Origin of the sequence: Legionella saoudiensis, from assembly GCF_001465875.1 — a bacterium.
GTDB lineage: Bacteria > Pseudomonadota > Gammaproteobacteria > Legionellales > Legionellaceae > Legionella > Legionella saoudiensis.
On record NZ_LN901324.1, the window covers coordinates 972,809 to 996,745 of the forward strand.

Consider the following 23,937-nt stretch of genomic DNA (forward strand, 5'->3'; position numbering starts at 1 on the left):
AATAGTAATTATCTATATTTTATTAATTTTGGTACATAAGCACTAATTGTCAACAATAAGTAAAATTTCATTATTTGGGCATTGTGAGCAATAAAGTGCTACATTTTAAGGTAGTTTATGGATAAAGGATAAGCTCGATGTATGCGATGATTTTGGAAAAACCTTTGCAGAAATTAGTGTATAAAAAAGTAGCTAAGCCAATTCCAGCTGCCAATCAAGTTTTAATTAAAGTAAGGGCTTGCGGGATTTGTAGAACAGATTTACATGTTGTTGACGGTGAATTAACTAATCCTAAATTACCGCTTATCCCCGGGCACCAAATTGTAGGTACGATTGAACAACTAGGTTCTGAAGTAACTGAACTTCAAATTGGCCAAAGAATTGGTGTTCCCTGGTTGGGAGGGAGCTGTGGAACCTGCCAATTTTGTTTAACGGGACGCGAAAACCTTTGTAATCGTGCTCGTTTTACAGGCTATCAAATTGATGGCGGTTTTGCAGAGTACTGTGTTGCCAATCAGAGCTTTTGTTTTCCCATACCGGAGGGATACTCAGATTATCAAGCCGCCCCCCTCTTTTGCGCTGGATTAATTGGCTATCGTGCTCTATTAAAAACTGCGAAAGCTGAGCATTTAGGTTTATATGGCTTTGGTGCAGCAGCGCACATACTTATTCAGGTTGCACGCAAGCAAGGAAGAAGTGTTTATGCATTTACCAGCCCTGGGGATTATGCGGCTCAAGAGTTTGCCTATCAATTAGGTGCTACTTGGGCTGGCGATTCAAATCAGACCCCACCCCATCTTCTTGACGCTGCTATTATTTTTGCTCCTGTTGGCGCCTTAGTTCCCATCGCCTTAAGTCATACGATCAAGGGGGGAGTTGTGGTGTGCGCAGGAATTCACATGAGTGATATTCCTAGCTTTCCTTATGATATTCTTTGGGGGGAGCGTACATTATGCTCTATCGCTAATTTAACCCGTGCTGACGGTAAAGAGTTTTTATCTTTAGCACCGACCATTCCGGTAACGACTGAAGTTCATAGTTACCCCTTAATTAAAACCAATGAGGCACTTGATGACTTGCGCAATGGACGTTTCACCGGTGCAGCAGTAATTACGATTGAATAAGCTTATTTTATTTAGTCTGCTTGGTGCAACAAATGATGACTTACTTAAGTTTTCTGAGCATACCATTCTCAGGAGTTCAAGAAAAGAACTCCTGATGAGGGCAGGCATCCATTCCTGGGGACATTGAATCATTATTGATTCAGCATAATACCACCCACTACTACAGCAGCACTAACTGATGCGGCGAGTATAGTTCCTTTGTTATTCCATAAGGTATTGAAAAAGGAATACCCTGTGTTTTGAGGTGTTGCCGTATGCTCCACACTTACTTCGTTTATCACTTCTTTTTGCTTCTTCACTTGGCCACTAAGAAATGGGCATTGAGTAAAAATTTGTGTTGATAGGCGGTCTTTAACAACCCCTTTATCAACTGGAAAAACGGTTGCACGCTCAATAGATTCAGAAGCAATTTCCAACTCTTGAGCTAAATGTGGATTTAAACAAGCAATTAACGGCTCTAATCCTGCATTAATCCCTCTTGAATGTTCCGATTGAGCACTAGTTAGCGGTGACTTTTGCAACATGGTACCCGCGATGAATAAAACCTTTAGATTTGCACTAAGTCCAAGCAATTCTTCTTGGGTTAGTCCCTCTAAAACCTCTTGGGTGCTCACGCCAGGTTTTGCAAATTGAGCCAGGAGGCTTTGCAACTTATCAAGACCTAGACCTTGACGCAATACCTGAACTAATTTATTACAATACTCAAATTGTAGGCCACAAATTGGCTTATTATCTGCCTGTGGCACTTTTGCAGCTTCCTCGAACAGATCATCTAAAAGTTTTTGGCCTTTTTCCTGACCAAGACATTTAACAAGCAACGATAAAAGGCATGCTAAGGCATCCTTATTTACAAAAGCCTCCGGCAACAATTGCTCAAGAATCATTTGCTCAGCAACTAATTCAGCGGTTGATAAAATAGCCGCAACATGTCCACCAGTTGAAAAGGAAGGAGCAACTAATGCACCATTAACCTTATTATCAATTAATTCATCGGCTTGAGAGATAATTGGCGAATCATCGTATTCTCTGAATATAGGTTCATTGTTGTTGTCTTTTAAATTAAAAGCATAAGCAATGCCTTTTAAGTTATTTAAAGTCACTTCAAATGGATTAGTAAAGCGTAAAGGTAATACACTGCGTTTACTTTTGGGTTGGCTTACTCTTAAGGGCTGTACCATTTCATCTTGCAAGGCACCGGTAAGAAAATCATCGATAACCGAAGGATCTTTTTGCACTAAATCATTAACACGCTTATTCATAGCCAAGAGTGAGCCATCAAGTAAAGGACGAGGATCAAAATTATATTTTTGTAAATAATCAAAAATCACATACATCGCGTTAAAGGCTTGATTCTGTCTAAAAAGGCCCAGGCCATTAGTGTTCTTTAAATATCCAGATTGTAAAATTTGCTGTTGTCTTTTACTCTTTTCATAAAACCCACCCTCAGCAATGGCCGAAACACGAATGATTTCCTCAGTAATACCCTGAGGTAAGATTTCTCCAGTTTCTGCATGTACTATCCATCCTAAAGGTGCATAATCTTTATTATTTAAACCAATCGCCAAACCGTTTTCTTCTTGAGTGTAAGCATTTTTATCATCCAAAACATATGATAATTTACTAATTTCACCTGTAGTAGCAGATAAACCTTGCTCATCAAAAACTTGTTGATAAGGAAGTCCTGATGTAGTTAAGCGCTGCGCCAGAAAAGCTCGGTCGTTGCTACTCATTCCAGGAGGGCAGGCCAAATAAATAAAGCCTTGCTTTTTCAACTCAAACTTCATCGCACGCCCAACATTCCACACCGGCGCATGCAAAATATCCCAAAGACCCTGTTCTCCATAAACACCAGCTTTATTCACATGAAGTAGAGGCTGAGCCCGTTCGTTTAATACTTTGGAGCGCCCTAAAGGTTGATGGCTTAAAAACTCAAGTATATTTTCGGTAGATTGCACATCTTCTTTGAAGAAAACAGCTGAGTCGTCTCCTCCTTTCGCGGGGCGCTCCACCGGGTTTTCGGCATAATTACTGCGGGTCAATTGTTGTAATAAGCCACCCCGCTGCCCTTGGCCTAAATGAAAACGAATCAATAGCGCGCCTATATTTTTAAAGCGTTCAGTAAACGCCTGAAGTGGAGTTAAACTAGAATCATCCGCAATATAGGAGCCATTGCTAAATGATGAATCAATAAATCGGGCACCATGATATGATAAATTTACTCCATCATAATCATTTTTACCTTCTAGCATTTGCTCATAAATTGTTGGCATAATTCACTCACTCGTTAACTTAAGACGTCGTCACTTTTGTAAAAAAATAAGCGTGACAAATAAAATCGATATGTATTATATCTGAACAATATTAAGGAAAAATTAAATACCGCCTTGCTCTTTGGCTGATGATTTGGGATTATTTGGCAACTGAATAAAGTAAAAAGGATTTTTTATGTTTCAACAAGCGATCGTCCGCACCCCGGCAGCTAGTTTAATTCATGGATTGACCTCTGCCTCACACTTAGGCCAGCCCAATTATGCAAAAGCACTTGAACAACATCAAAATTACATTGAGGCGCTGATTCATTGTGGTCTTGAAGTCACCGTTTTACCCGCTTTAGAACAATATCCTGATTCCTGTTTTGTAGAAGACCCAGCCTTACTCACAGAAAAAGTAGCTATTCTCACCTACCCAGGGGCTCCCTCCCGCCAAGGTGAAGTGGCCTTTATTGAACCAGCTATCCAAGCCTTTTATAAAGAGCGAATGCGGCAAATAGAAATGCCTGGAACGGTTGAGGCTGGGGATGTATTACGCATCAATGATCATTTTTATATTGGCTTATCACAACGCACTAATGCCCAGGGTGCGTATCAATTAGCTGCGATTCTAGACCAGTACGGTTACAGCAGCTCCGTCATTGAATTGAAACATTTCCTGCATTTAAAAACCGGGGTTTCTTATCTAGGGAATAATCATATATTGGTCAATGGTGAATTAATTAGCCACCCCGCATTTAAAGATTACGAGCAAATCATCATTGCCGATAACGAAGCCTATGCGGCAAATTGCATCTGCATTAATGGTACAGTCATTATGGCTGCAGGTTTTGATTATTCTTTAAAAACAGTACAAAGCTATGGGTTTCAGGTGATCACCCTTGATATGAGTGAATTCCAAAAAATTGATGGTGGATTAAGCTGCCTTTCTTTGAGATTTTGATGGCTAAGCGACCGCTCACTGCACTGGGTTTAACGCTAATTACGGTAGGCTCAGTAGACAGTATTCGGAATCTGCCCATTGCAGCACTTGTGGGGCCAGACTTATTTTTATATTTTGTTCTGGCCTTACTTTTCTTTTTATTGCCCTGCGCACTTATTGCTACCTGGTTTGTCAAACAATCCCCTGAAGGGATTTACGGTTGGGTGAAAGCAAGCTTAGGCAAACATATGGGCTTTTTAGCGATTTGGTTTCAATGGATGCAAAACTGCTTATTTATCCCACATTTTTAAGTTTTATCGCTGGGGCTTTTCTTTATTGTATTGATCCGCAGTTAACTCAACAAAAAAGCCTTCTTTTTATTACCATTAACGGTCTTATTTGGAGCTTAACCTGGTTCAATATCAGAGGCATTAATTTATCACATCGCATAACTATTTTATGTACTTTATGCGGTTTAATAATCCCGTTTGTCCTTATCTTGGCTATTGGCATTTTATGGCTTATAATGCACCCACAATCAATTCATCTTAGCATTCCCGCACATCAGGAAACATGGACCTCATTAACGGCCATTATCTTGTCATTTTGTGGCATTGAAGTTGCAGCGGTACATGCTCATGACAGCACCCCAGGAGCGTTTACAAAAGCCATCATGCTTTCTGTATTAATTATCTTTGCGACCATGCTTTTTGGCTCATTAACTTTAGCGATGCTCCTCTCGCCACAACAACTTAATTTTATTAGCGGCATTCCTGAACTATTCAAACTTTTTTTTAATCAAATTCATCTTGAGCGATTTAGCATACTCATTAATGCTCTTATCGTCATTGGCTGTATAGGCTGTGCGAATAGTTGGTTGAATTCTCCCTTAAAGGGGCTTTTATTTGCAAGCAAAGATATTTCTCAAGAGGAATCAAGCCCGTCTAAAACAACTCAGCTTTTATGCATACAAGCCTGTGGCGTATCATTGATTAGCACTTTATTTCTTATACTTCCTTCGATTAACACCTCTTATTGGCTTATGATTACCCTAGCAACCCAAATGTATTTGCTTATGTATGCACTCATGTTTATTGGGGCAATCCGATTATCATGGAACCAAGGAGCATGGCAACGATGGGGTATTTTATTCTCTTCGCTAATGGGCTTAATTGGTATTGGAATCGTACTCATTGTAAGCTTCGCCCAACCCCCTGCATTCAGACAGGATTCTCAGCTATTTTATAGTCTATTACTTATTCTATGCTTGCTCCTAATGGCTGGAACAGCGTTTTTTGGAAAAAAACTCCTTTACTATTCTTCCCAACCTCGCAGTTTAAAAAACTGGCGTTTGAAAAAAGCGACAGAAAATTCTTTGTTCTAATTAACATAAAAGTGAGACAAGATGTATATTCCACTAACAGAACCCCTATCTCCAAGATACATTTACATTAACCCTGATACCAATAAAATGCACCTGCTGGTCCCCATTGTTGGAGGAGAAGAAATCTCTACCGATAATACATGTAAAGCCATCACTGTCTTACGCAATTTTTTTGATGGAGGGGCACAGAATGAATTAATTACTTATAAAAACTCGCTACTCTTTGATCTTAAGTTACTTGGAGAAAACCATCCTGCATATCCTCCTAAAAAGACTCGTTTAGAACAAATAGAACTTTATATACAAGCCATTTCAGCCATGCAAAACCATTATAGCCAAGCGATTAATGCCTTATTGGAAAAAGCATCCAATTTATATGCTATTCAATTGCGACCAAGAGAGCCCGATCCGCTTTCTAAGGTAATTAATCCATTATTTACTGTTGAGCGAAGAAATGATGCGACAGGAACCCCGCTTTCGGCTTTGTACAATGCCATGTATGAAGCCTATCCGTATATTGAAACAGCGCAAGTTAATTTGCAGAGCTTCTTAATCCAAAAGGTATTAGAGACTTTACCTGCCAACCCCAATTTTGCACACATTCAAGAAGCGTTAACAACCCAATGCTTAATCTTATTGGGCCATTCTATTGATTTTACTCGACGTTCAAATAGCGAGCAGGTTACCCAAGCGACAATCGATGTCTATATGAATTTTAATAATAATGCAACACCTCAGGACTATATTGAAGCGCTACTGGCTGCTTGCGCACCTTATCTGTGGAATGACCTACCAATTCCTCCTTTTTATGGTGTTCTGGCTCGCCAAGAAAAAGCTGAGCGGACAGAGCGCTTATCCATACTCACTCAATTCTTTTTAGCTATTCTTAATGTTTATTGTAAAATCAAAGGCATTAGTAATAAAAATTTTGGCGCCGTTCTTGATAAAGATCCCGAATTGAGCCGGGAGCTGGTTAAGATGATTTGCAATGCGTTAATTAAAGAAAAAGATGTTGAACAAGAAATTTGTACCTTTTTAAATGTCAATATCAACAAATTCAACTTATTAACCTTCTTAGATCACAATGATTTAATTGAAGTAAAGCAAAAATTTACCCTTACTTATCATACGGTTACTGCCATTAACGAAAATCCTCACATGGATGATTTTATGATTTTAAATAGCGAAGCCCAAGGAGAGTCTTGTAGGTTTGTAACTCACCAAGGCGCTATTTGTGTGAATTTTGCAGAAATTATAGATTCCGCCCTTCCAAATCAAAACTATTTTTCGAGTATTCGTGCGGATTTTTTAGGACATTCAGCAAAGATTCCGCACAAAAATGAATGGATTTCCAGCGTAGCCGACATAGAACTTGAGCCTCTACTTGTAAATATGACCGATGACCTATTTACACAGTTGCCAGAAGCTATCAAAGAAGCGTGCCGTGCTCATCCAACTTTTCAAATGCGTCAATTTTTGCATGATGTTGCTCAGGGCAAACAGTTTGAAGCTAATGCGCTTTTAACCCAGAATGCAACCAATGCCCAGAATATACTCCAAACTCCAGGCGTATTTGCCGATTACTCAGGGCGTATATTTAATTGTACTGCCTATGAATACGCCTATTGGGCAAAGGATACCCATATGCGCCGCATGCTTGAGCAACATATGGATGAGAATACTAAAGCCTTCTTATCAGCTCGTATTGAGGCAATCGAGCGTATTGATCCGGAAACTGGAAGTGCGATGGGGTTAGTGTATCAACAACATGGTAACCTTCATCGCTCCGCCCATTTTGACTTTATGCCTTTAAGGCTGGCACTTCATCATTTCAGTGCAGGCGCTAATCAATGGTTTTTCTCTGCCCATGGCTTGATCGCATTACGAAATGCCTGGATAGCTATTGGCAAGGCGCAACGCGATGTTCCAGCCCATGTCGCCCAAGAGTATTGCCGAGCCAATCGCTCGTTTGTTCCAACACCTCAATTTAAGGAGAGTGATTTACCACGTAATTTAACATTTTATAATGAAAAAACGGGACAGGTTGAATCCTGGTTTCCTTTAACCTCATCTCAAGAAGGGCTTGGCTATACCTTTGCGATAACACGCGGCCAAGGTAATTGTAAAGGTTGTGGATTCGAAGGTGGAATAGGTTGTGCTCAAGATTTAGCGGCATTAATTCATCTTGATGAGATAAGAACAGGAGAGCTTATGGAATCGCGTATTTCTTTAAACACAATGACTAGTTCATTGAATATGATGTTGTAGATTAGAGGAAGCTCGGCGAAAAACGTCAATCCGAGCAACGCGAAGGAGCTTCTAAATGTGCGTGCATTAATTCCTGTGATATTCAGGGACTCCTTAGCGTAACCCCATAGGGCGTGACGTCTTCATTATTTAGCACTCATCCACGAACCGTGTAAACCATGCGGAATTCTGCGGGGGATTTTTATCCGGGCTAAAGGCTCTTGTGTCATTTGCCGTGCATCCAAAATAACACATTCACTTTGTTTATTAACACTATCATAAACAAACAGCAGCAAATACCCATCATCCTCCGCTCTTTGTATTGCTGATGGAGCAAAAACTGCCTCGCCAATTTCTACTGTACTTCCAAATTCATGAACCTCTGAGCTTTGTTGCAGTACATCATATTTAATCAAGGCATTAAAAGCACGAGGATTTTTATTATTAGCCGTTTTGGTTGGCGTATACACATAACGATGCATTAGACTATTACACTCATCTCGAATACGGGGAAACTCGACCATTCGATCATCCAACTGGCTATGGTTCACTGTATTTTTCTCCAAATGTATCCGAGTTCGATAAAACCTCGGCGGTAGTCCTTCCCAAGCGAGGTCTTCCGTTAAGAGAACCATTTTTTCATGACGAACATACTCAATAGTCAACTCGGGGCCTTTCTCATAAGCATTAGCAAAATGAAAAACAAAAAAAGGCTCGGTGTCAAACCAACGTATACGACCATCAGCCCGAGACATAACTCCGATACGACTTCCTAATTCAGGCTGCCAGCCTAATACTTCACCTCCCCGCATCATCTGCTGAACATCAAAAATAACTGGGCAATCGAAAATGACGACGTACTTTTGTGTTAACACAAAATCATGAAGCATCGAGGAATGAGGCTTATCAATATCCCACTTTTGTAAGGGTTTGCCGTCTTTGTCAAAACGATATACCGTTAAATAAGGAGGCGTAAGTGCGTAATTAATACCCCATAATTCCCCACTTAATGGATCAAGCCTCATATGAGCACAAAGGTTTATTGGGGCTTCATCAACATAAGGTGCCCATTCCCCTAATGTCTCTAGCTCCTTATTTATTCTGTAGGCTGGAAAGCTTTCACTTAAAGCAAGATAGTGAGTGCCATGCCGTATCACATGAATAAATGCTCCGTTTTTAAATGCAACAGGCTCATCTTCAGGCTCCGCCCATTGCGGATCCATAGGCTGAGGCCGCAAGACACCACCATATAAAGCCTTCCCAGCCTGCCGCTCCTTAAGCAATGATTTAGTTTGAACAAAACGATTACGATAAGCAGCCTTTCCCTCAGCTATATACACTGCATGAATCATTCCATCCCCATCATAAGGGTAAGTATAAGATAGAGGGGAGAATTGAGGGTTAGGCCCGTTGCGCATATAAGTACCTGCTAACTCAGCTGGAATTTCACCAATAATCTCTAAGTTAGAACAATCCAGCTCATCTAAAACTGGGGCAAAATTGTTAGCAAGAAAGGGGTTCAGGGATTCCTTATTCATGAATGCACTTATATAAATTTCGTTATAATTTTTAATATAGCATGGAGGAAGTGTCCCTAAACCATTTGCAGCGTAAATTTAAAGAACATTTGACATTGCATCCACATTAAGGGTAGTATCCCTTAATATCAAATTAATTCTACACACTGAAAAATAAATGACCAATCTTCAACAACAACAAGTTTTTGTAAACAGCCCTGCTGCGTTGTTGTCTATTGCTATTTCTTCTGTTGTGATTTCTGTGGTCGTCGTCATTCTCTATCTCTCCCTGCCCTAGAGTTATGTCCTTGATTATTCGACCTCTCTAGGGAGGAAGCCGAATAATCAACCAACTAGAGATTAACTATTTAGAGGAGGCGCCATGGAATCCACATGTGATGCACAAACACTGAACACCACAAAAACAAAAACAAATACAACTCGTGCAGTTCTCGTTATTCTTTTATGCTCTGCCTTTTTATTTTATAAATACGTGCTGCAAAACTTCCCCAGTGTTATGGCTCCTCAATTAATGGATGCATTTAACTTACACGGCTTAGGGCTTGGTGTACTTTCCGGGGTTTATTTTTGGACTTATCTCATTGTTCCTTTATTTGTGGGTATTATCCTGGATCATTACGGAACACGTTGGGTAACCTCTGCTGCCATTCTATGTTGTGCTCTCGGTACCTTTGTTTTTGCTCAAGCAGAACATTTAAATAGTGCCATTTGGGGGCGCGCACTCATCGGTGTTGGCGTATCCTTTGCTAGTATTGCTTATTTTAAGCTCGCTGCGGTATGGTTTGATAAAAAATATTACGCCCTACTGACTTCCCTATTGGTTGCTTCGGGAATGATCGGAGCAGTTTGCGGGCAAATGCCGCTTGCCTGGCTTGTTAACCAAATTGGCTGGCGTGGAAGTTTATCAAATTTAGCCTGGATAGGAGTTGCCTTAGCCGCCTTATTCCTGCTCATTGTTAAAGATAAACCTAGTGCAGGAACTGCCACTACAGCAAACACTGAAAGCCAACATTTATGGCGTGACATTCTCTCCATTGTAAAAAACAAACAAAACTGGTTATTAACTGCATACAGTGGTTTGGCATTCTCTCCAATTGTGATTTTCTGTGGTTTGTGGGGTAATCCATTTCTACAAAAAGCATATAATCTGGATGCCTTGGTTGCCCCCAGCCTTATTTCAATGGTGTTTATCGGCTTAGCAATTTCATGTCCTTTATTCGCGCTTTTTGCCAATCGTGTACGTAATCGTTGTGCCTTTATGATGTACAGCACTCTGATTTCTGCCTTATGCATCACGTTAGTAATCTACGCGCATCCTATGCCGCTTTGGCTACTTAGCTTTCTCTTGTTTATGTTTGGCTTTAGTTTAGGCGCATTTCCAATTGTGTTTGTAATTGGTAAAGAGCTAAATCCATTGCATTTAGCAGGAACAGCTACTTCGTTAATCAATGCTAGTGACGCGTTTTTAGATGCAATAGCTGAGCCTGCAATTGGCAGCTTGTTGGATATGTTTAGCACCGGAGCTTCGCATGATTTCTCCTTGTCTAGCTATCATATTGCGCTGGCCGTTTTGCCTTTATTCCAAATCATTGGTGCCCTGATGTTGAAATGGGTTAAAGATGAGCATAGAGCGGCTCATTAGAAACGGTAACCTGGTTGCTTGGCAACCAGGTTTTCTTTAAAACAGCTAAATGCAAATCAAAAACACAGCGTAATATAGACTATTCCGCACCCGCCTCAACATAAACCCAGGCAAATGTCCCCGAAACAAGTTGAACCTTAATTCGCTTATAATCAGCCACTTCATACGTATCTGCTTGCGCTAATTCCTCGGGAGTTAAATCAAAAACCATACCCGCTACTTTATCCGACATGCGTCCAGTATAGCGAATCACCGGATGATCCGGCTCTCCGCTAATAGCCACCGCCTTAGGGTTGCTAATGGTTAATAAAAACAATTCAAACTCAAGCAAGCTATCTGGCACACCATCCAACTTGCGGCCGAAAGTGGCTAATTGTACTGCTTCGTACTGCAAGGTTCCGTAAGAAAATAATTTTTCCATTTACTGGGTTACCTCTCTACTGCTGTGTTCTAAATAATACTCATCAACAGTTAACAGTATTTTTTCTTCTAAGGCCTTAGCTTTGGCATTAGATTTACCAACTCCATTACTAATAATAGAAAATACAAAAGACTTAGCATTAGGATTAATAATAAAACCAGATAAAGATGAAAGATCATGCATTGAACCTGTTTTTGCAAATACTTTTTTATTAAGAATGCTGTCTTTCATACGTCCTTGCAAAGTTCCAGAAACTCCGGCTTGCGGCAAGGCATTAAGCAATGCGGATTGCAGATTTTTATCCTGGTAAAGCTGCGTTAATAAGTCAACAAATTGCTCTGCTGCGATTAAATTATAACGAGTACCCTCACCATCAGCTAATTCCATCTGCTTTACATCCAAATGCGTATGTTCGGAAATAATTTTTTTCATTGCGAACATCGCTTCTTTATGCGTACCTTTCCCAGTTAACAAATAACCCAACTTCCGGCTAATGTTATTAGCATATAGATTATCGGATTTCTGCAGCATGTGTTTAAGTAATTTAGGTAAATCACCCGACTGATAACTTGCAATTACTTGCGCATCTGCCGGGGTAATACCTGTAATAATTTTACCTTTAAGGGTAATTCCTTCCTTTTTTAAGGTGTTTTGGATTACTTGTTTAGCGAATAAAACAGGATCAGGTATAGCAAACTCAAGCAGTTTGGGATTTTTATCCTGAACTGTACAGCCATATAAACGCAAGGTATTATTGGCCTTAATTTCAACATGTAAACTGCAATGGTTTTTCTCTTCCTCTTTGCTCACTGTGGTTACTTCATTAATCAAAGTTAATGCGTTAATTGCAGGCTTCGCATTGGCTTTTGAGCTGGCTTTTGGTTTAAGCCGCGCAGCTCCTCCTAAGGAAGGGGAACTAATTAATTCATAACGCTCCGCATTTTCATTTAATACAACTGCAGTATCCGGTGCAGTATAACCCCAGCCTAAATCGTCATAAGAATCACCACTTAGATAATAAGGTGCCGGATACTGGCTGTCATCGATAACAATATTACCTTGAATAACTTTGCTGTTATTTTTTTTCAAATTTGCCACTAACGCGGCGAGATTATCCGCTGTAAGTGAAGGAGACCCCGTAAAGGTAAGATAGTAATTAGACCCTTTCTGGGATAAAGTCGTTGAAAAGCGAAAATCCGGCTTTAAATAATATAGGGCTGCGGCTGCTGTAAAAAGCTTAGTGCTGCTTGCTGGGCTTAATAATTTATTTGCATTGCGACTATAAATGATCTCTCCTGTTTGCGCATCTTTAATCATGACCCCTACCGTTGCTCTAGGCAATTGCTGGTCGATGATTTCATCAATTTTTGCGGTTAATGGCTGCGCAAATAGAGTCTGATTGAAAAGAGCTACGGCACTGATCCACATGTAGTTAAAATAGCGCACTGAAATTCCCCTTTAATGCATGACGATTGGGCATATAGCTTCTCTGATTCTGCAATGAAGTGCAAGTGATGATACTCAAATCATCACTTCATTCTTTTTTATATCAATAACTTCATCTAGTTCAGTAGCTACATGCTTATGATTCACAGGCTTTAATAAGGCCTGTGACAAACCAAGAATAAATAAGCTCAAGGGGAAAATACAAATTAAGTCAAAAGGAAAGCGAAGTAATCCTACTCCCCCAAAAGAGCCTAAATAAGATACTAAAAGCATAATTCCCATATACAAGAAGAACCATCCCATGAGTAGACCATTATCAAAAGACCCTTTTCGATGCGCTATAAAATACAGAATTAAACCAAGCAATAAAGCCACATCAAGTTTCCAGATAATTGCAAAACCACACCAGTACAGCATTAAATTACAAAAATAAAACGCAATATGAGAGCAAATCAATGCCCCATATAATTTGAATGGTCGTGGTGTTTCCGGTTGCAATTTACGCATGGCTAATAAGCAAATCGGCCCAATACTGTAAGAAAGAATACTAGCAGAAGAAAGGAACGCTACCAGTTTCTGCCATCCAGGAAAGGGTAAAAAGGACAACATGCCAACAATTAAATTGGCATATAAGGCAATGTAAGGAATTTTATGACGATTTACTTTTAAAAATATTTTAGGTAAATGCCCATTTTGTGCCATTCCATACAAAATACGAGAGGTTGCTGCCGCATAAACTAAAGCTGTACCAAAGGGGGAAAAAGAAGCATCGATCATGAGTAAGGTGGCAACCACACCCAACCCTAAAAGCAGAGCTAATCCAACCAAAGGACCACTGTCCCCAGGATAAGATAATCCTGACCAGCCATGACTTAAATAGTGTTGTGGAATAGCTACAATAAAACTTAATTGCAAGAGAAAATATAAAATAAAACCTATTAGGACTGCACCTAAAATCGCAATTGGAATGCTACGCTGCGGGTTTTTAACTTCGCCCGCAAGCATCAACCCATTTTGGAACCCCGTAAATGCAAAAACCACTCCTCCTTCAGAAAGTGCGGCAAAAATAGCAACCCAACTGCTCTTATCAGATACATTCACGGAAACATTACTCATTGAGGGAGCAATGTAAAAGAAAGAAGCAATGGCAATGCTGGGTAATATGAATTTTATAATGCTGGCATATTTATTACATTCAGCCAGTAATTTAATTCCGTAAGAATTTAAAAACACAACAAAGAGCATGATGGCCACAGCGGCAACATAACCATAAGCTGAAAGCTGTAAAGTGACAGAGTGACCTGCGACTAATATAGGAAAAAAGTGGCTGGCGTATTGAAGAATAGCTTGAATTTCAATCGGAGTCATTACCACGTAAGAAAGCCATGAAGTCCATGCAAATAAGAATCCAACTTCGTTTCCATGAGTAAATGTCGGGTAATTAGACATCCCCCCAGAAATCGGAAACATGGTACCTAGTTCGCAAAGGGGCAATGCAATAAACAACATAAAAAAAGTAGCAATAACCCAAGAAATTAATGAATTGCTACCTGCAATTTGAGCACTAATGTATGGGCTAAATAACCATCCAGACCCTACCATTCCACCAGCCGCAGCAATTAAAACATTTGTTGTTGAGATGTCACGTCTTAACATGAAATTTCCTTATTTTTCAGGGTTCTTCAGCTTACCTTTTTCTCATCATAACACTTTATTATAGAAAGCCAAGCCATGGTGGGCTTTGTGAAGGAATATACGGCGTATAAAACTAATTAAGAATAATTACATAATAATACGGCCGGTGAGGTTGTTTTACCTCATAGTACAAAAAAATATAAAATCAAGCTGTTCTTTCATTTTATTTTTTGTTAGTATACCGAAAAGATTTTTATCTAGCTCTAATTTCTCCTGTGGATAATTTTCATAAGACACTTCCTCCTCCATTATCCAATAAAAATTAAAACAAATTACAATCCTGTGTATATAAGCATTGGAGTGTTATTTTTCATAAAAAGATATCCACAAAATCTGTGGATAATTCTGTTAACAGATCCTGAAAAAGCTCTTAACCTCTACTTTTCGGCTCATGTACGCAAATCAAACAAGCTGTTATTGGATACCAAACCAACCGCCAGTATCTCCACCAGCCCAACATAAATTATTACTACATCCTTTAATTTTTTCAGTGCATAGCTCTTTTAATTGATCTGATTTACTAATATCGATATTTTGATAACCCTCTGGCTTGCAAATACGTATCATATACTTGCCAGGCACGCGAATTTGCCCCATAACTGAAATCGTTGGAGAAACCATATAGAGCCCAGGAGAATGGGAATAGCATGCAATATAACATCCAGGATTGCTTGTATAAGTATTATCTGTAGGTAATAGCACTTGAACTGCTCCTGGATAAGAATGATTAACAACGCCTGCGCCTTTGATTACGTATACCGGATAAGGGGATGGTAATAACGTGTTGTTTGGCCCTGAAAGGTCAAGTGCATCAGCCTGGGCGAGCATGCAAAGACATAAACCACCTAGCATTATTCGTTTCATCATGAGCTCCTGAGCGTACGTAGGCTTTATAAAGTATAGGTTAAATTGGCTTTTTATTATTTTACAGGGCAGTATTTCAATATTATTCTTGACAGATTCAAAGCATGGGGACCCTGGGTTGCTTACTTTGTTTGCAATGACGAGGAATTTAATTGATATCTCAATTATTGTAAGAAACATAACGACAAGCAAGCCAGAGGCTCAAGACGGAGCCCTGAGTTTGCTTTAATTGATCAAATATGGAGCTCTTAGTTAGCCATATCCCTGTAGCGGGGACATTCTGCTCCCACTACAGTTCCTTTCATCCAGGCTACATCAGGTTAGAGAGAAATAAATGTCCTCATCGTGGAGCGGACATTGGAGGTTCATAACTTTGATCATTTTGTGCTCTTGCATCAGCAGAACGAGCTAATGCCCCTTCTAATTTATCTCTGATCTTATTATCTGCATCGCTATCTTTATGCGCATGCTGTTTTAAATATTCTTTTGCCAAATTAGTCAAATCAGGATCCTTAGGATTTTTTGCCATAGCAGCAACCAGCTCATCAGCTTTATCCGATCTCATTCCATCACTGAATTTTTTATAATCTGATTTAGCATTCTGATGGTCCTGAGCACTTAATTTATCAAAACCACCCTTTTCTACTGCCTTCTGGCATAAAAGAATACCATGAATATTGGAGCGTGGATTAGCAATTGTACAGTTATCGCGTTTTTGCCCTTGTTGATCGATCTCATGTATTGGGTCTTTATTACCTGCAACATTATGAATTTTTGTCATTATGGCATCATGGGATTGGCCATTAGCATGTCCATTCAACATCGAGTTAATAAATTTGCTATCAACCTTACTCAAATCATCAATGCGGTAAATTTGCGTACCAGGCTTATCTGCCCCAACACCACGGTTTGTAAAAACCATGTATCCGGATTTAGAACCGGGGCCATCTGGAACTACCGAGAGCCCCATAGCATGCCCCTCACAAGAAACAGGGATGGTGGTAATTTTACCTTGGCTAATACGCTCAGCTATTTTCTCACCAGCTTGAGGTGAGTTTTGAGCTGTACTCGCAGAAAATCCTGCTGTTTTCTCAGAAAAGTTAAACGCTTCAGAAATTTCTTTAAATTTAGGTTCTCGTTCAGCATACTTCGCAACAGATTGCGACATCACCTTATAAGAAGGACCTACGTCAGCTAACTGAGAGAAAGTACCATCCTTACTGGTCATTTCAATCCCTAAAGTAAGTCCGAAATTTTTAACCGGATGGAGTTTATCGTCTTTGGCAGTAGGCCGTTGTAAGCCGGCATCTGCAGCCGCCTTACTATCCAACGCCATTTCAAAGGCTGCGCGTTCAACAGGACCAACCTCTGCGCCATAATCCATCATCTGGTTGGCTTTGTTAAAATCTTGCTGTTGGAATGCTTGCTGTAGAGGACTTTGTCCAAATTTATTTTGTGCAAAATTTAATGCATGTTGCAGATTATCAAATCCAGCTTGTCTCGCTGCTTCTTCGAGTTCTGCTTTTAAACGCTCGGCGCTCAGCATCTCTGAAAATAGCCTATTCATTTGCGCAAAAAAATTATCATTATCAATTTTCATGCGCGTCATGATTTCTTGCTGCTCAGCCATTTTTTGCTGTTTTTTAGTATCACTTTCTTGCTGAGGATACAGTTTGCTGAGCATGTCTATAATTTCTAGCGGATTTAAGGGCATATCAAATCACCTATACTATTTTCATTTAAGTATATCACAGCGCAACGTCAGTATGAGCAATTGCATCAGCGGTATATTATCCACCTTTTCGATGTTGCATAATTTCAGAGAAAAACTCGGGTTTGTTAAGCCCCATGGCTGCGAAAATTTGTGGCACTCTATCCCAAGAGCCCTCTTGTTCAATACTTGCCACAATTAAATCAAAACCCGCTTTTTTATCGGCTGCAGTTCCCCAACCATTAATAAAGCACAAACCTTTCAATCTTTTCGCTTCAATATGACCTAAATTTACCGCGGCAGATAAATAGGCATGAGCCTCATCATAAAGGCGCTGACAGTTTTTACTATTTGATTCGCTTTTAAAAACACCTTCTATTTCCAATTGCTCTCTAAATTTCGCCTCTTCTAAAATCATTTTCCCTAATAGATAATTAGCTTGTGCGTCATCAATACTTGTTGCCGCTCTCAGGCATTCTTCATACATAATGCGCGCGAAAGGGAACTTCTTGCTGCCCTGCATCTTTTTATAGATTTCAGCTAATTCAAAATAATAAGCAATTTCTTTTTTGAGCACATCATCACCCGGTTGATTATTTACCCGGTTTGCTTGCATTGCTTTTATCTTTTTTACAATTCTTTTAATTTTCCATTGATTAAACATAAAAAACTCCTGTCATCCTTCTTTGCTAGGAAGTTGATTGAATTAAATATTGCAACAAAAATATAAGCACCACGATTACAATCATTAACGCAAGAATTTTGCCTCCAAAGCTTGCAGATTCTTTAATTTGCTTTTGTAATTCACCTGGCTGCTTTTCCGGCTCTTCTTCTGGATTAATTTCGGGGCCATACATCTGCTGATCAAAGTATCTAGAAATAAAATAAGAAATTATCCCGGTGATGACACAGGGTATGAAAAACATGAGCCAAATAATCGTTTTGCTTCCTGCGGAAGTGTACTGATAATCATCCTGGTATTTTGCCAAAAGTTCTAAAATAAAATCGGGAATATTATAACTCCATTCAAATAGAAAATAGGGCAAAATATATAGACTAAAAAAGAACAAGCCCAAACTGATAGTTAGGCAAATCATTCCAAAAATAAATAACTTATCGTGACCACCAAAGCGTTTTTGTTCCATAGCCACCTTCAAATTATAATTCTCCATTTAAATTATAAGATAGCAGATGCATATAAATATGTACACTTGCTGGAGATATTAACCAATTCATTTTAAAATAAATTAATCTCTACTCGCTTTAAAGGTAACTAATGAAACGCCATGTTTTTATGCTCTCTGATGGAACAGGAATCACTGCAGAAACACTTGGAAACAGCTTGATTAGCCAGTTTGACAATATTTCCTTCGAACGCCTGACCATTCCCTACATTGATTCATTGGAAAAAGCTGAAAAAGTAGTGCTGCAAATTAATAAGGCTTATGAGGAGCATGGCAGTAAACCCTTAGTCTTTATGACCCTTGTTAATCGAGAAATACGTAGCCATTTTTTTAAAGAAGCTAAAGCCTGTGTTTTTGACTTGTTTAATACCTTTATTGCCCCTCTGGAATATGAATTGAATGAAAAATCATCGTATACCGTAGGTCGGACACATGGTGTGGTAGATAACCAGTTATATCTTCATCGACTGGAGGCCATTGATTTCGCCCTGTCTCACGATGATGGCGTTAAAACACGGGGTTATGAGAAAGCCGATATTATCCTCATTGGGGTTTCACGCTGCGGTAAAACGCCAAGCTGCTTGTATATGGCATTGCAATATGGAATTTTAGCAGCCAACTACCCATTTACCGAGGAGGAAATGATTGGCTTTAAGTTACCCGAGGTACTAAAACCCTATAAACATAAACTCTTTGGCCTAACCATTGATGTGCCTCGCTTACAACAAATTCGTTCAGAGCGCCGACCTAATAGTAAATATGCTTCTGCAGATCAATGCCGTCTGGAGGTAGCGGAGGTTGAAGCAATGTATCAAAAAGAAAAGATACCTTACATTAATTCAACGAAGTATTCTATTGAAGAAATTTCAACCAAAATATTGGCCGCAGCGGGTTTACAACGCAAGATTTAAAAATGCCATTGCCACAGATATAAAATTTAGCAACTTAAAGCATCCATCATCTTCAAAAGAATCCCCAGGATTACGTGCTTCGGACTCCTGGGTTGCTTCGTCCCTACGTTTCTAATAATAATAGATAGATTGAGCATAGGTTTTTCACCCCATTCCATCATTGCGAACGGGAGTGAAGCAACCTAGAGTTCGAAGTGCAGAACTCTAGGTTACTTACCGCTATGTTTCTTAGATCATTAATCCTAATTAACTCGTACCTCTATAGCTTCCACATCGCCATGAAATCGTCAACTTTCATAGCAGCTAAAGTATTGGTATCGCTCATAGCCTTTGTTATTTTTTCTACACGGTCAGCAGCAAATTGAGTGCTCAGGTTTTTTTTGAATTTAGACAATAAAACCGGAATTCCCTCTTCACGTCTGCGCTTATGGCCAATAGGATATTCAACAGTGATCAATTCACTTTCACTACCATCGTTAAACACCAATTTGATGCTATTGGCAATCGAACGTTTTTCCGGATCATGATATTCACGTGAAAAACGCTCATTTTCCGTTACATGCATCTTCGCACGTAACGCATCAATGCGTGGGTCTGCTGCAACATCATCTTCATAATGCTCTGCGGTTAAATCACCAAATAGCAAGCCGATAGCAACCATATACTGTAAACAATGATCTCGATCCGCTGGATTATGAAGCGCACCCTGCTTACTAATAATACGAATTGCTGATTCATGAGTAACTAATTCAATCCGCGCAATATCATCAAATCGCTCTTTTACCATGGGATGTAATGCCACCGCACATTCAACTGCTGTTTGTGCATGAAACTCCGCTGGATAAGATAATTTAAACAGCACATTTTCCATTACATAACTACCATATGGGCGCTGGAATTTAAATGGCTTCTTCCCAAATAAAACATCATAAAAGCCCCAGGTAGGTGCACTTAAAGCACTGGGGTACCCCATTTCACCATGCTTGGCAATTAAAGCCAGGCGCACAGCACGTGATGTGGCATCCCCGGCAGCCCATGATTTACGAGAACCAGCATTGGGAGCATGCCTGTAGGTTCTCAAGCTTTGACCATCAACAAAAACCTGAGATAAAGTTCTTAACATCATGTCTCTATCCGCGCCAAACAACAAAGCAGCAACCGCAGCGCTAGCAACTTTAACTAAAATCACATGATCTAAACCAACACGGTTGAAACTGTTTTCCAGAGCTAAACAGCCTTGAATTTCATGCGCCTTAATCATCGCCGTAAGAACATCCTGCATTAGGATAGGTGCCTTACCTTGAGCACAATTTTGTCGGCACATATAATCCGCAACCGCAAGAATAGCGCCCAGATTATCCGATGGATGCCCCCATTCTGCCGCCAGCCAAGTATCGTTAAAATCCAACCAGCGGATCATCGCTCCAATATTAAACGCGGCTTGTACCGGATCCAGCTCAAAAGATGTTCCGGGAACGCGTGCCCCTCCCGCCAAAGTAGCGCCAGGAACAACAGGCCCCATTAATTTAGTGCATTCAGGAAAGTTAAGCGCCAGAATGCCACAACCTAAAGTGTCCATTAAACACAAACGGGCGGTTTCATAAGCGACAACGCTATCAATCTTTTTGTTTGACACATAATCAGCAATATCAATAATCACCTGATCGTAATCAGGCTTCACATTATCTTCTACATAACCGCTCATATTAACCTCTAGTATTAATTGCAGGAAATTCTTTAGGTTCAGGACCAATGTACTTTGATGAAGGACGAATTAGTTTATTATTCGCACGTTGTTCAAATACATGAGCTGCCCATCCAGTAATGCGCGACATTACGAAAATTGGCGTGAATAAAAAAGTAGGAATTCCACAGTAATGGTACGCAGAAGCACTATAGAAATCGAGATTGGGAAATAATTTCTTTTCTTCCCACATGACTTCCTCAATACGCTCAGAAACATTATATAAATCAAGCTGTTGCTTTTCTTCGCCCAAACGGAAGGACCATTTCTTAATAATGTCAGAACGTGGGTCACTGGTTGTATAAACTCGATGACCAAAGCCCATAACCAACTCTTTATTCTCCAGCATTTTTTTCAAACCAGCCTCAGCCTCATCAGGAGTTTTAAAACGCTCAATGACTCCCATTGCTGCCTCATTCGCTCCTCCATGTAAAGGCCCGCGCAAGGTACCAATAGCACTAACAATGGCTGAATAGAAATCTGAAAGTGTGGCAGCGGTCACCCGTGCTGCAAAAGTTGATGCATTAAACTCGTGTTCCGCATATAAAATTAAGGAAACATTCATCATGTCTACATCAAGCTGGCTTGGCTTGCGGCCATGCAATAATGCCAGGAAATGCCCACCCGTGGTTGGCTCCTCACTTAAACCGGATATTTCTTTATTTTTAAAATGAAAGTTATACCAGTAACAGATCATGCCTGGAAATAAAGCAAGCAGGCGATCGGCAATTTGATGTTCCTCAGAAAAATTATGTTCCGGTTCAATGTTCCCTAAGAATGAACAGGCTGTTCTTAATACATCCATTGGGTGCGTATCTTTAGGAATCATTTTTAAAACTGCTTTTAATGCTTCTGGCAAAGTACGTAGACCTACAATTTTTTTTGTATAAGCATCTAACTCGCTCTGTGTTGGCAACTTACCATAAAGTAATAAGTAAGCAACTTCTTCAAACGTAGCATACTCTGCTAAATCATTAATGGAATAGCCTCTATAATTCAAACCATTTCCCAGGCCAACTGTTGCAATAGCCGACTCACCAGCAATAACTCCGGCTAAACCACCGCTTTTAACACTCATTGTCTTCTTCCTCCATCAATTGGTCTAGTTTTTGTTCATAAAGGTGATAACCAAGAACTCCATATAATTCTTCGCGAGTTTGCATTTTACTCAGCATCGATTGTTGTGTGCCCTGCTGAATAATTGACTGATAAGTAGTTAACGCAGCTTGAGACATCGCTCTAAACGCACTCAGTGGATATAAAATTAAAGAGACTCCCGCAGCAGCTAGTTCTTCGCGAGTAAATAACGGGGTCTTACCAAATTCAGTAATATTGGCAAGAATGGGCACTTGAACTGCGCGATTAAATGTTTGATATTCATCCAAAGTAGCCATTGCTTCTGGAAAAATCATATCTGCGCCTAATTCAACGCAAAGCTGGGCTCGCTCAATTGCCGCATTCATCCCTTCAACAGCATAAGAATCTGTTCGCGCCATAATTACAAAATCAGGATCTAGGCGAGCATCAACTGCAGCTTTAATGCGATCCCCCATTTCTTTCATAGAAACAATGGCTTTATTTGGTCGATGTCCACACCGTTTTGCAAGAACCTGATCTTCAATATGAATTGCGGCCACACCGGTTTTTTCCATAAGTTTAATGGTTCGCGCAATGTTAAATGCATGCCCCCAACCTGTATCTACATCTACAAGAAGTGGTAAAGGGCAGGCTTCGGTAATACGACGGGCATCTTCAAGAACTTCAGCTAAGCTGGTCATTCCCAAATCAGGTATTCCATAAGAAGCATTGGCTACACCTGCGCCTGAAAGATAAATTGCCTGCGCACCGGAGGACTGGGCCAACATAGCAGAATAGGCATTTATTGTACCGAGCACTTGTAAAGGCTTATTATCTTGTACAGCCTGTCTAAATGCTTTACCCATAGAACGAGCCATTAACGATCACTCCTTGATTTTTAAGGATTATCATTATGCGCTCATCGTTGAATAAATCAAGACATGGAAGCAGCTCAAATTAAATCATACAGTTTAGCTGTCCAGAATCTCCTACTTGCAAAATGTAAGCTTTCTGCACTATATTTATAGTTTTAGAATTAGCCTTTTTTTATCGATAATATATGTTTGAGGATGACCAACAAGCGATGACTCACCACGTCAAGCTTTCACGTAAATTAATCACTGCACGCAACGACAAGCAAGCCGCTTTTCTTGATTCTATTGATCGGAACGCCATTACGTTCGCTGTTGGTCCTGCAGGAACGGGTAAAACTTATCTTGCCGTATCTAAAGCAATTCAATGCTTTGAAAAAGGTGAAGTGCAACGTCTTATTTTTGTACGGCCTGCGGTCGAGGCTGGGGAAAAACTGGGCTTTTTGCCTGGTGATTTAGTGGAAAAAGTATTGCCTTATTTAAGACCCATTTATGATGCCTTATATGAAATGATTGGTTTTAAAGAAACCCAAAAGCTCATTCAAAGTGACATCATTGAAGTATTACCCCTGGCATTTATGCGTGGACGTACATTAAATGAATCCTTTATCATCCTTGATGAAGCTCAAAATACCACCATAATGCAAATGAAAATGTTTTTAACACGTATGGGTTTTGGCTCTAAGACAGTGATTACCGGCGACATGACCCAAGTAGACTTGCCTCGAGGTATTGATTCAGGACTTGCCCATGCAGTAGGATTATTCAAAAAAATCCCAGAGATAAGTATTCATACCTTCACAAGTCGTGAGGTGGTGCGACATCCTCTGGTATCAAAAATTGTTGATTGCTATGATCGTAACTCAACAGGAAAAACTAAATAAT

General features: G+C 39.9%; 18 protein-coding genes and 1 pseudogene. 7 read left to right on the plus strand and 12 right to left on the minus strand.

Annotated features, from left to right (window positions below):
* The first annotated feature begins 137 nt into the window (after window positions 1-137).
* Window positions 138-1,124, plus strand: a complete 987-nt coding sequence (locus BN3124_RS13155) for a zinc-dependent alcohol dehydrogenase family protein (protein ID WP_058535239.1) — start codon at window positions 138-140, stop codon at window positions 1,122-1,124.
* A 131-nt stretch (window positions 1,125-1,255) separates the two neighbouring features.
* Here the strand turns inward: BN3124_RS13155 and ceg17 are convergent, their stop codons facing one another.
* Window positions 1,256-3,394, minus strand: a complete 2,139-nt coding sequence (gene ceg17 / locus BN3124_RS13160; RefSeq protein ID WP_058535240.1) for a Dot/Icm T4SS effector Ceg17 — start codon at window positions 3,392-3,394, stop codon at window positions 1,256-1,258.
* Window positions 3,395-3,569: 175 nt separating this feature from the next.
* Here ceg17 and BN3124_RS13165 point away from each other — a divergent pair, with 175 nt between their 5' ends.
* From BN3124_RS13165 to BN3124_RS13175, 3 genes and pseudogenes are all read left to right on the plus strand, one after another.
* Window positions 3,570-4,337: a dimethylarginine dimethylaminohydrolase family protein gene (locus BN3124_RS13165; protein ID WP_058535241.1), complete on the plus strand. Its 768-nt coding sequence runs from the start codon at window positions 3,570-3,572 to the stop codon at window positions 4,335-4,337.
* Window positions 4,337-5,700 (plus strand): annotated as a pseudogene (locus BN3124_RS13170) (APC family permease). The gene BN3124_RS13165 and the pseudogene BN3124_RS13170 overlap by 1 nt, the downstream one beginning before the upstream one ends.
* 21 nt (window positions 5,701-5,721) lie before the next feature.
* Entirely contained in the window at window positions 5,722-7,968 is a 2,247-nt protein-coding gene (locus tag BN3124_RS13175) for a hypothetical protein (RefSeq protein WP_058535242.1), read from the plus strand.
* Between the two features lie 125 nt (window positions 7,969-8,093).
* Here BN3124_RS13175 and BN3124_RS13180 read toward each other — a convergent pair whose 3' ends face one another.
* Window positions 8,094-9,485, minus strand: a complete 1,392-nt coding sequence (locus BN3124_RS13180) for a carotenoid oxygenase family protein (RefSeq protein WP_058535243.1) — start codon at window positions 9,483-9,485, stop codon at window positions 8,094-8,096.
* 361 nt (window positions 9,486-9,846) lie between these two features.
* On the opposite strand from BN3124_RS13180, the gene BN3124_RS13185 reads away from it, so the two are divergent.
* Entirely contained in the window at window positions 9,847-11,127 is a 1,281-nt protein-coding gene (locus BN3124_RS13185) for an MFS transporter (protein ID WP_058535244.1), read from the plus strand.
* 79 nt (window positions 11,128-11,206) lie between these two features.
* Here the strand turns inward: BN3124_RS13185 and BN3124_RS13190 are convergent, their stop codons facing one another.
* The 7 genes from BN3124_RS13190 to BN3124_RS13220 all read right to left on the minus strand — a co-directional run bounded on the left by BN3124_RS13190 (window position 11,207) and on the right by BN3124_RS13220 (window position 18,409).
* Window positions 11,207-11,548, minus strand: coding sequence for a gamma-glutamylcyclotransferase family protein (locus tag BN3124_RS13190; RefSeq protein ID WP_058535245.1), 342 nt, complete (start codon window positions 11,546-11,548; stop codon window positions 11,207-11,209).
* On the minus strand, window positions 11,549-12,994 hold the full coding sequence (gene dacB, locus BN3124_RS13195) for a D-alanyl-D-alanine carboxypeptidase/D-alanyl-D-alanine endopeptidase (RefSeq protein ID WP_058535246.1): 1,446 nt from the start codon (window positions 12,992-12,994) through the stop codon (window positions 11,549-11,551). It abuts the gene before it with no gap.
* A 75-nt stretch (window positions 12,995-13,069) separates the two neighbouring features.
* On the minus strand, window positions 13,070-14,650 hold the full coding sequence (locus BN3124_RS13200) for an APC family permease (protein ID WP_058535247.1): 1,581 nt from the start codon (window positions 14,648-14,650) through the stop codon (window positions 13,070-13,072).
* Window positions 14,651-15,103: 453 nt separating this feature from the next.
* The gene (locus BN3124_RS13205; protein ID WP_230849143.1) at window positions 15,104-15,556 is read right to left on the minus strand and encodes a hypothetical protein; all 453 of its coding nucleotides are present in this window, start codon (window positions 15,554-15,556) and stop codon (window positions 15,104-15,106) included.
* A gap of 337 nt (window positions 15,557-15,893) precedes the next feature.
* Window positions 15,894-17,267, minus strand: coding sequence for a Dot/Icm T4SS effector AnkD/LegA15 (gene ankD / locus BN3124_RS13210; RefSeq protein ID WP_058535249.1), 1,374 nt, complete (start codon window positions 17,265-17,267; stop codon window positions 15,894-15,896).
* Between the two features lie 76 nt (window positions 17,268-17,343).
* The gene (locus BN3124_RS13215) at window positions 17,344-17,928 is read right to left on the minus strand and encodes a hypothetical protein (RefSeq protein WP_058535250.1); all 585 of its coding nucleotides are present in this window, start codon (window positions 17,926-17,928) and stop codon (window positions 17,344-17,346) included.
* A gap of 25 nt (window positions 17,929-17,953) precedes the next feature.
* Window positions 17,954-18,409 carry a hypothetical protein gene (locus BN3124_RS13220; RefSeq protein WP_058535251.1) on the minus strand — a complete coding sequence of 152 codons (456 nt, stop codon included), beginning with the start codon at window positions 18,407-18,409 and terminating at the stop codon, window positions 17,954-17,956.
* Window positions 18,410-18,540: 131 nt separating this feature from the next.
* On the opposite strand from BN3124_RS13220, the gene ppsR reads away from it, so the two are divergent.
* Window positions 18,541-19,359, plus strand: coding sequence for a posphoenolpyruvate synthetase regulatory kinase/phosphorylase PpsR (gene ppsR, locus BN3124_RS13225; RefSeq protein WP_058535252.1), 819 nt, complete (start codon window positions 18,541-18,543; stop codon window positions 19,357-19,359).
* Between the two features lie 259 nt (window positions 19,360-19,618).
* Here ppsR and BN3124_RS13230 read toward each other — a convergent pair whose 3' ends face one another.
* Genes BN3124_RS13230 through prpB form a run of 3 tightly spaced genes read right to left on the minus strand, consistent with a single transcriptional unit; the run spans window position 19,619 to window position 23,058 of the window.
* Window positions 19,619-21,064, minus strand: a complete 1,446-nt coding sequence (locus BN3124_RS13230; RefSeq protein ID WP_058535253.1) for a bifunctional 2-methylcitrate dehydratase/aconitate hydratase — start codon at window positions 21,062-21,064, stop codon at window positions 19,619-19,621.
* A gap of 1 nt (window position 21,065) precedes the next feature.
* Window positions 21,066-22,181: a bifunctional 2-methylcitrate synthase/citrate synthase gene (gene prpC, locus BN3124_RS13235; protein WP_058535254.1), complete on the minus strand. Its 1,116-nt coding sequence runs from the start codon at window positions 22,179-22,181 to the stop codon at window positions 21,066-21,068.
* Entirely contained in the window at window positions 22,171-23,058 is an 888-nt protein-coding gene (prpB, locus tag BN3124_RS13240) for a methylisocitrate lyase (protein ID WP_058535255.1), read from the minus strand. Before prpB ends, prpC begins: the two co-directional genes overlap by 11 nt.
* A 182-nt stretch (window positions 23,059-23,240) precedes the next feature.
* On the opposite strand from prpB, the gene BN3124_RS13245 reads away from it, so the two are divergent.
* Entirely contained in the window at window positions 23,241-23,936 is a 696-nt protein-coding gene (locus BN3124_RS13245) for a PhoH family protein (RefSeq protein ID WP_230849144.1), read from the plus strand.
* Window position 23,937 lies beyond the last annotated feature (1 nt).

Excerpts from the sequence above, each read along its gene's own strand:
- BN3124_RS13155 (WP_058535239.1), top strand. The coding sequence starts at position 138 with ATGTATGCGATGATTTTGGAAAAACCTTTGCAGAAATTAGTGTATAAA.
- ceg17 (WP_058535240.1), bottom strand. The coding sequence starts at position 3,394 with ATGCCAACAATTTATGAGCAAATGCTAGAAGGTAAAAATGATTATGAT.
- BN3124_RS13165 (WP_058535241.1), top strand. The coding sequence starts at position 3,570 with ATGTTTCAACAAGCGATCGTCCGCACCCCGGCAGCTAGTTTAATTCAT.
- BN3124_RS13175 (WP_058535242.1), top strand. The coding sequence starts at position 5,722 with ATGTATATTCCACTAACAGAACCCCTATCTCCAAGATACATTTACATT.
- BN3124_RS13180 (WP_058535243.1), bottom strand. The coding sequence starts at position 9,485 with ATGAATAAGGAATCCCTGAACCCCTTTCTTGCTAACAATTTTGCCCCA.
- BN3124_RS13185 (WP_058535244.1), top strand. The coding sequence starts at position 9,847 with ATGGAATCCACATGTGATGCACAAACACTGAACACCACAAAAACAAAA.
- BN3124_RS13190 (WP_058535245.1), bottom strand. The coding sequence starts at position 11,548 with ATGGAAAAATTATTTTCTTACGGAACCTTGCAGTACGAAGCAGTACAA.
- BN3124_RS13200 (WP_058535247.1), bottom strand. The coding sequence starts at position 14,650 with ATGTTAAGACGTGACATCTCAACAACAAATGTTTTAATTGCTGCGGCT.
- BN3124_RS13205 (WP_230849143.1), bottom strand. The coding sequence starts at position 15,556 with ATGATGAAACGAATAATGCTAGGTGGTTTATGTCTTTGCATGCTCGCC.
- ankD (WP_058535249.1), bottom strand. The coding sequence starts at position 17,267 with ATGCCCTTAAATCCGCTAGAAATTATAGACATGCTCAGCAAACTGTAT.
- BN3124_RS13215 (WP_058535250.1), bottom strand. The coding sequence starts at position 17,928 with ATGTTTAATCAATGGAAAATTAAAAGAATTGTAAAAAAGATAAAAGCA.
- BN3124_RS13220 (WP_058535251.1), bottom strand. The coding sequence starts at position 18,409 with ATGGAACAAAAACGCTTTGGTGGTCACGATAAGTTATTTATTTTTGGA.
- ppsR (WP_058535252.1), top strand. The coding sequence starts at position 18,541 with ATGAAACGCCATGTTTTTATGCTCTCTGATGGAACAGGAATCACTGCA.
- BN3124_RS13230 (WP_058535253.1), bottom strand. The coding sequence starts at position 21,064 with ATGAGCGGTTATGTAGAAGATAATGTGAAGCCTGATTACGATCAGGTG.
- prpC (WP_058535254.1), bottom strand. The coding sequence starts at position 22,181 with ATGAGTGTTAAAAGCGGTGGTTTAGCCGGAGTTATTGCTGGTGAGTCG.
- prpB (WP_058535255.1), bottom strand. The coding sequence starts at position 23,058 with ATGGCTCGTTCTATGGGTAAAGCATTTAGACAGGCTGTACAAGATAAT.
- BN3124_RS13245 (WP_230849144.1), top strand. The coding sequence starts at position 23,241 with ATGTTTGAGGATGACCAACAAGCGATGACTCACCACGTCAAGCTTTCA.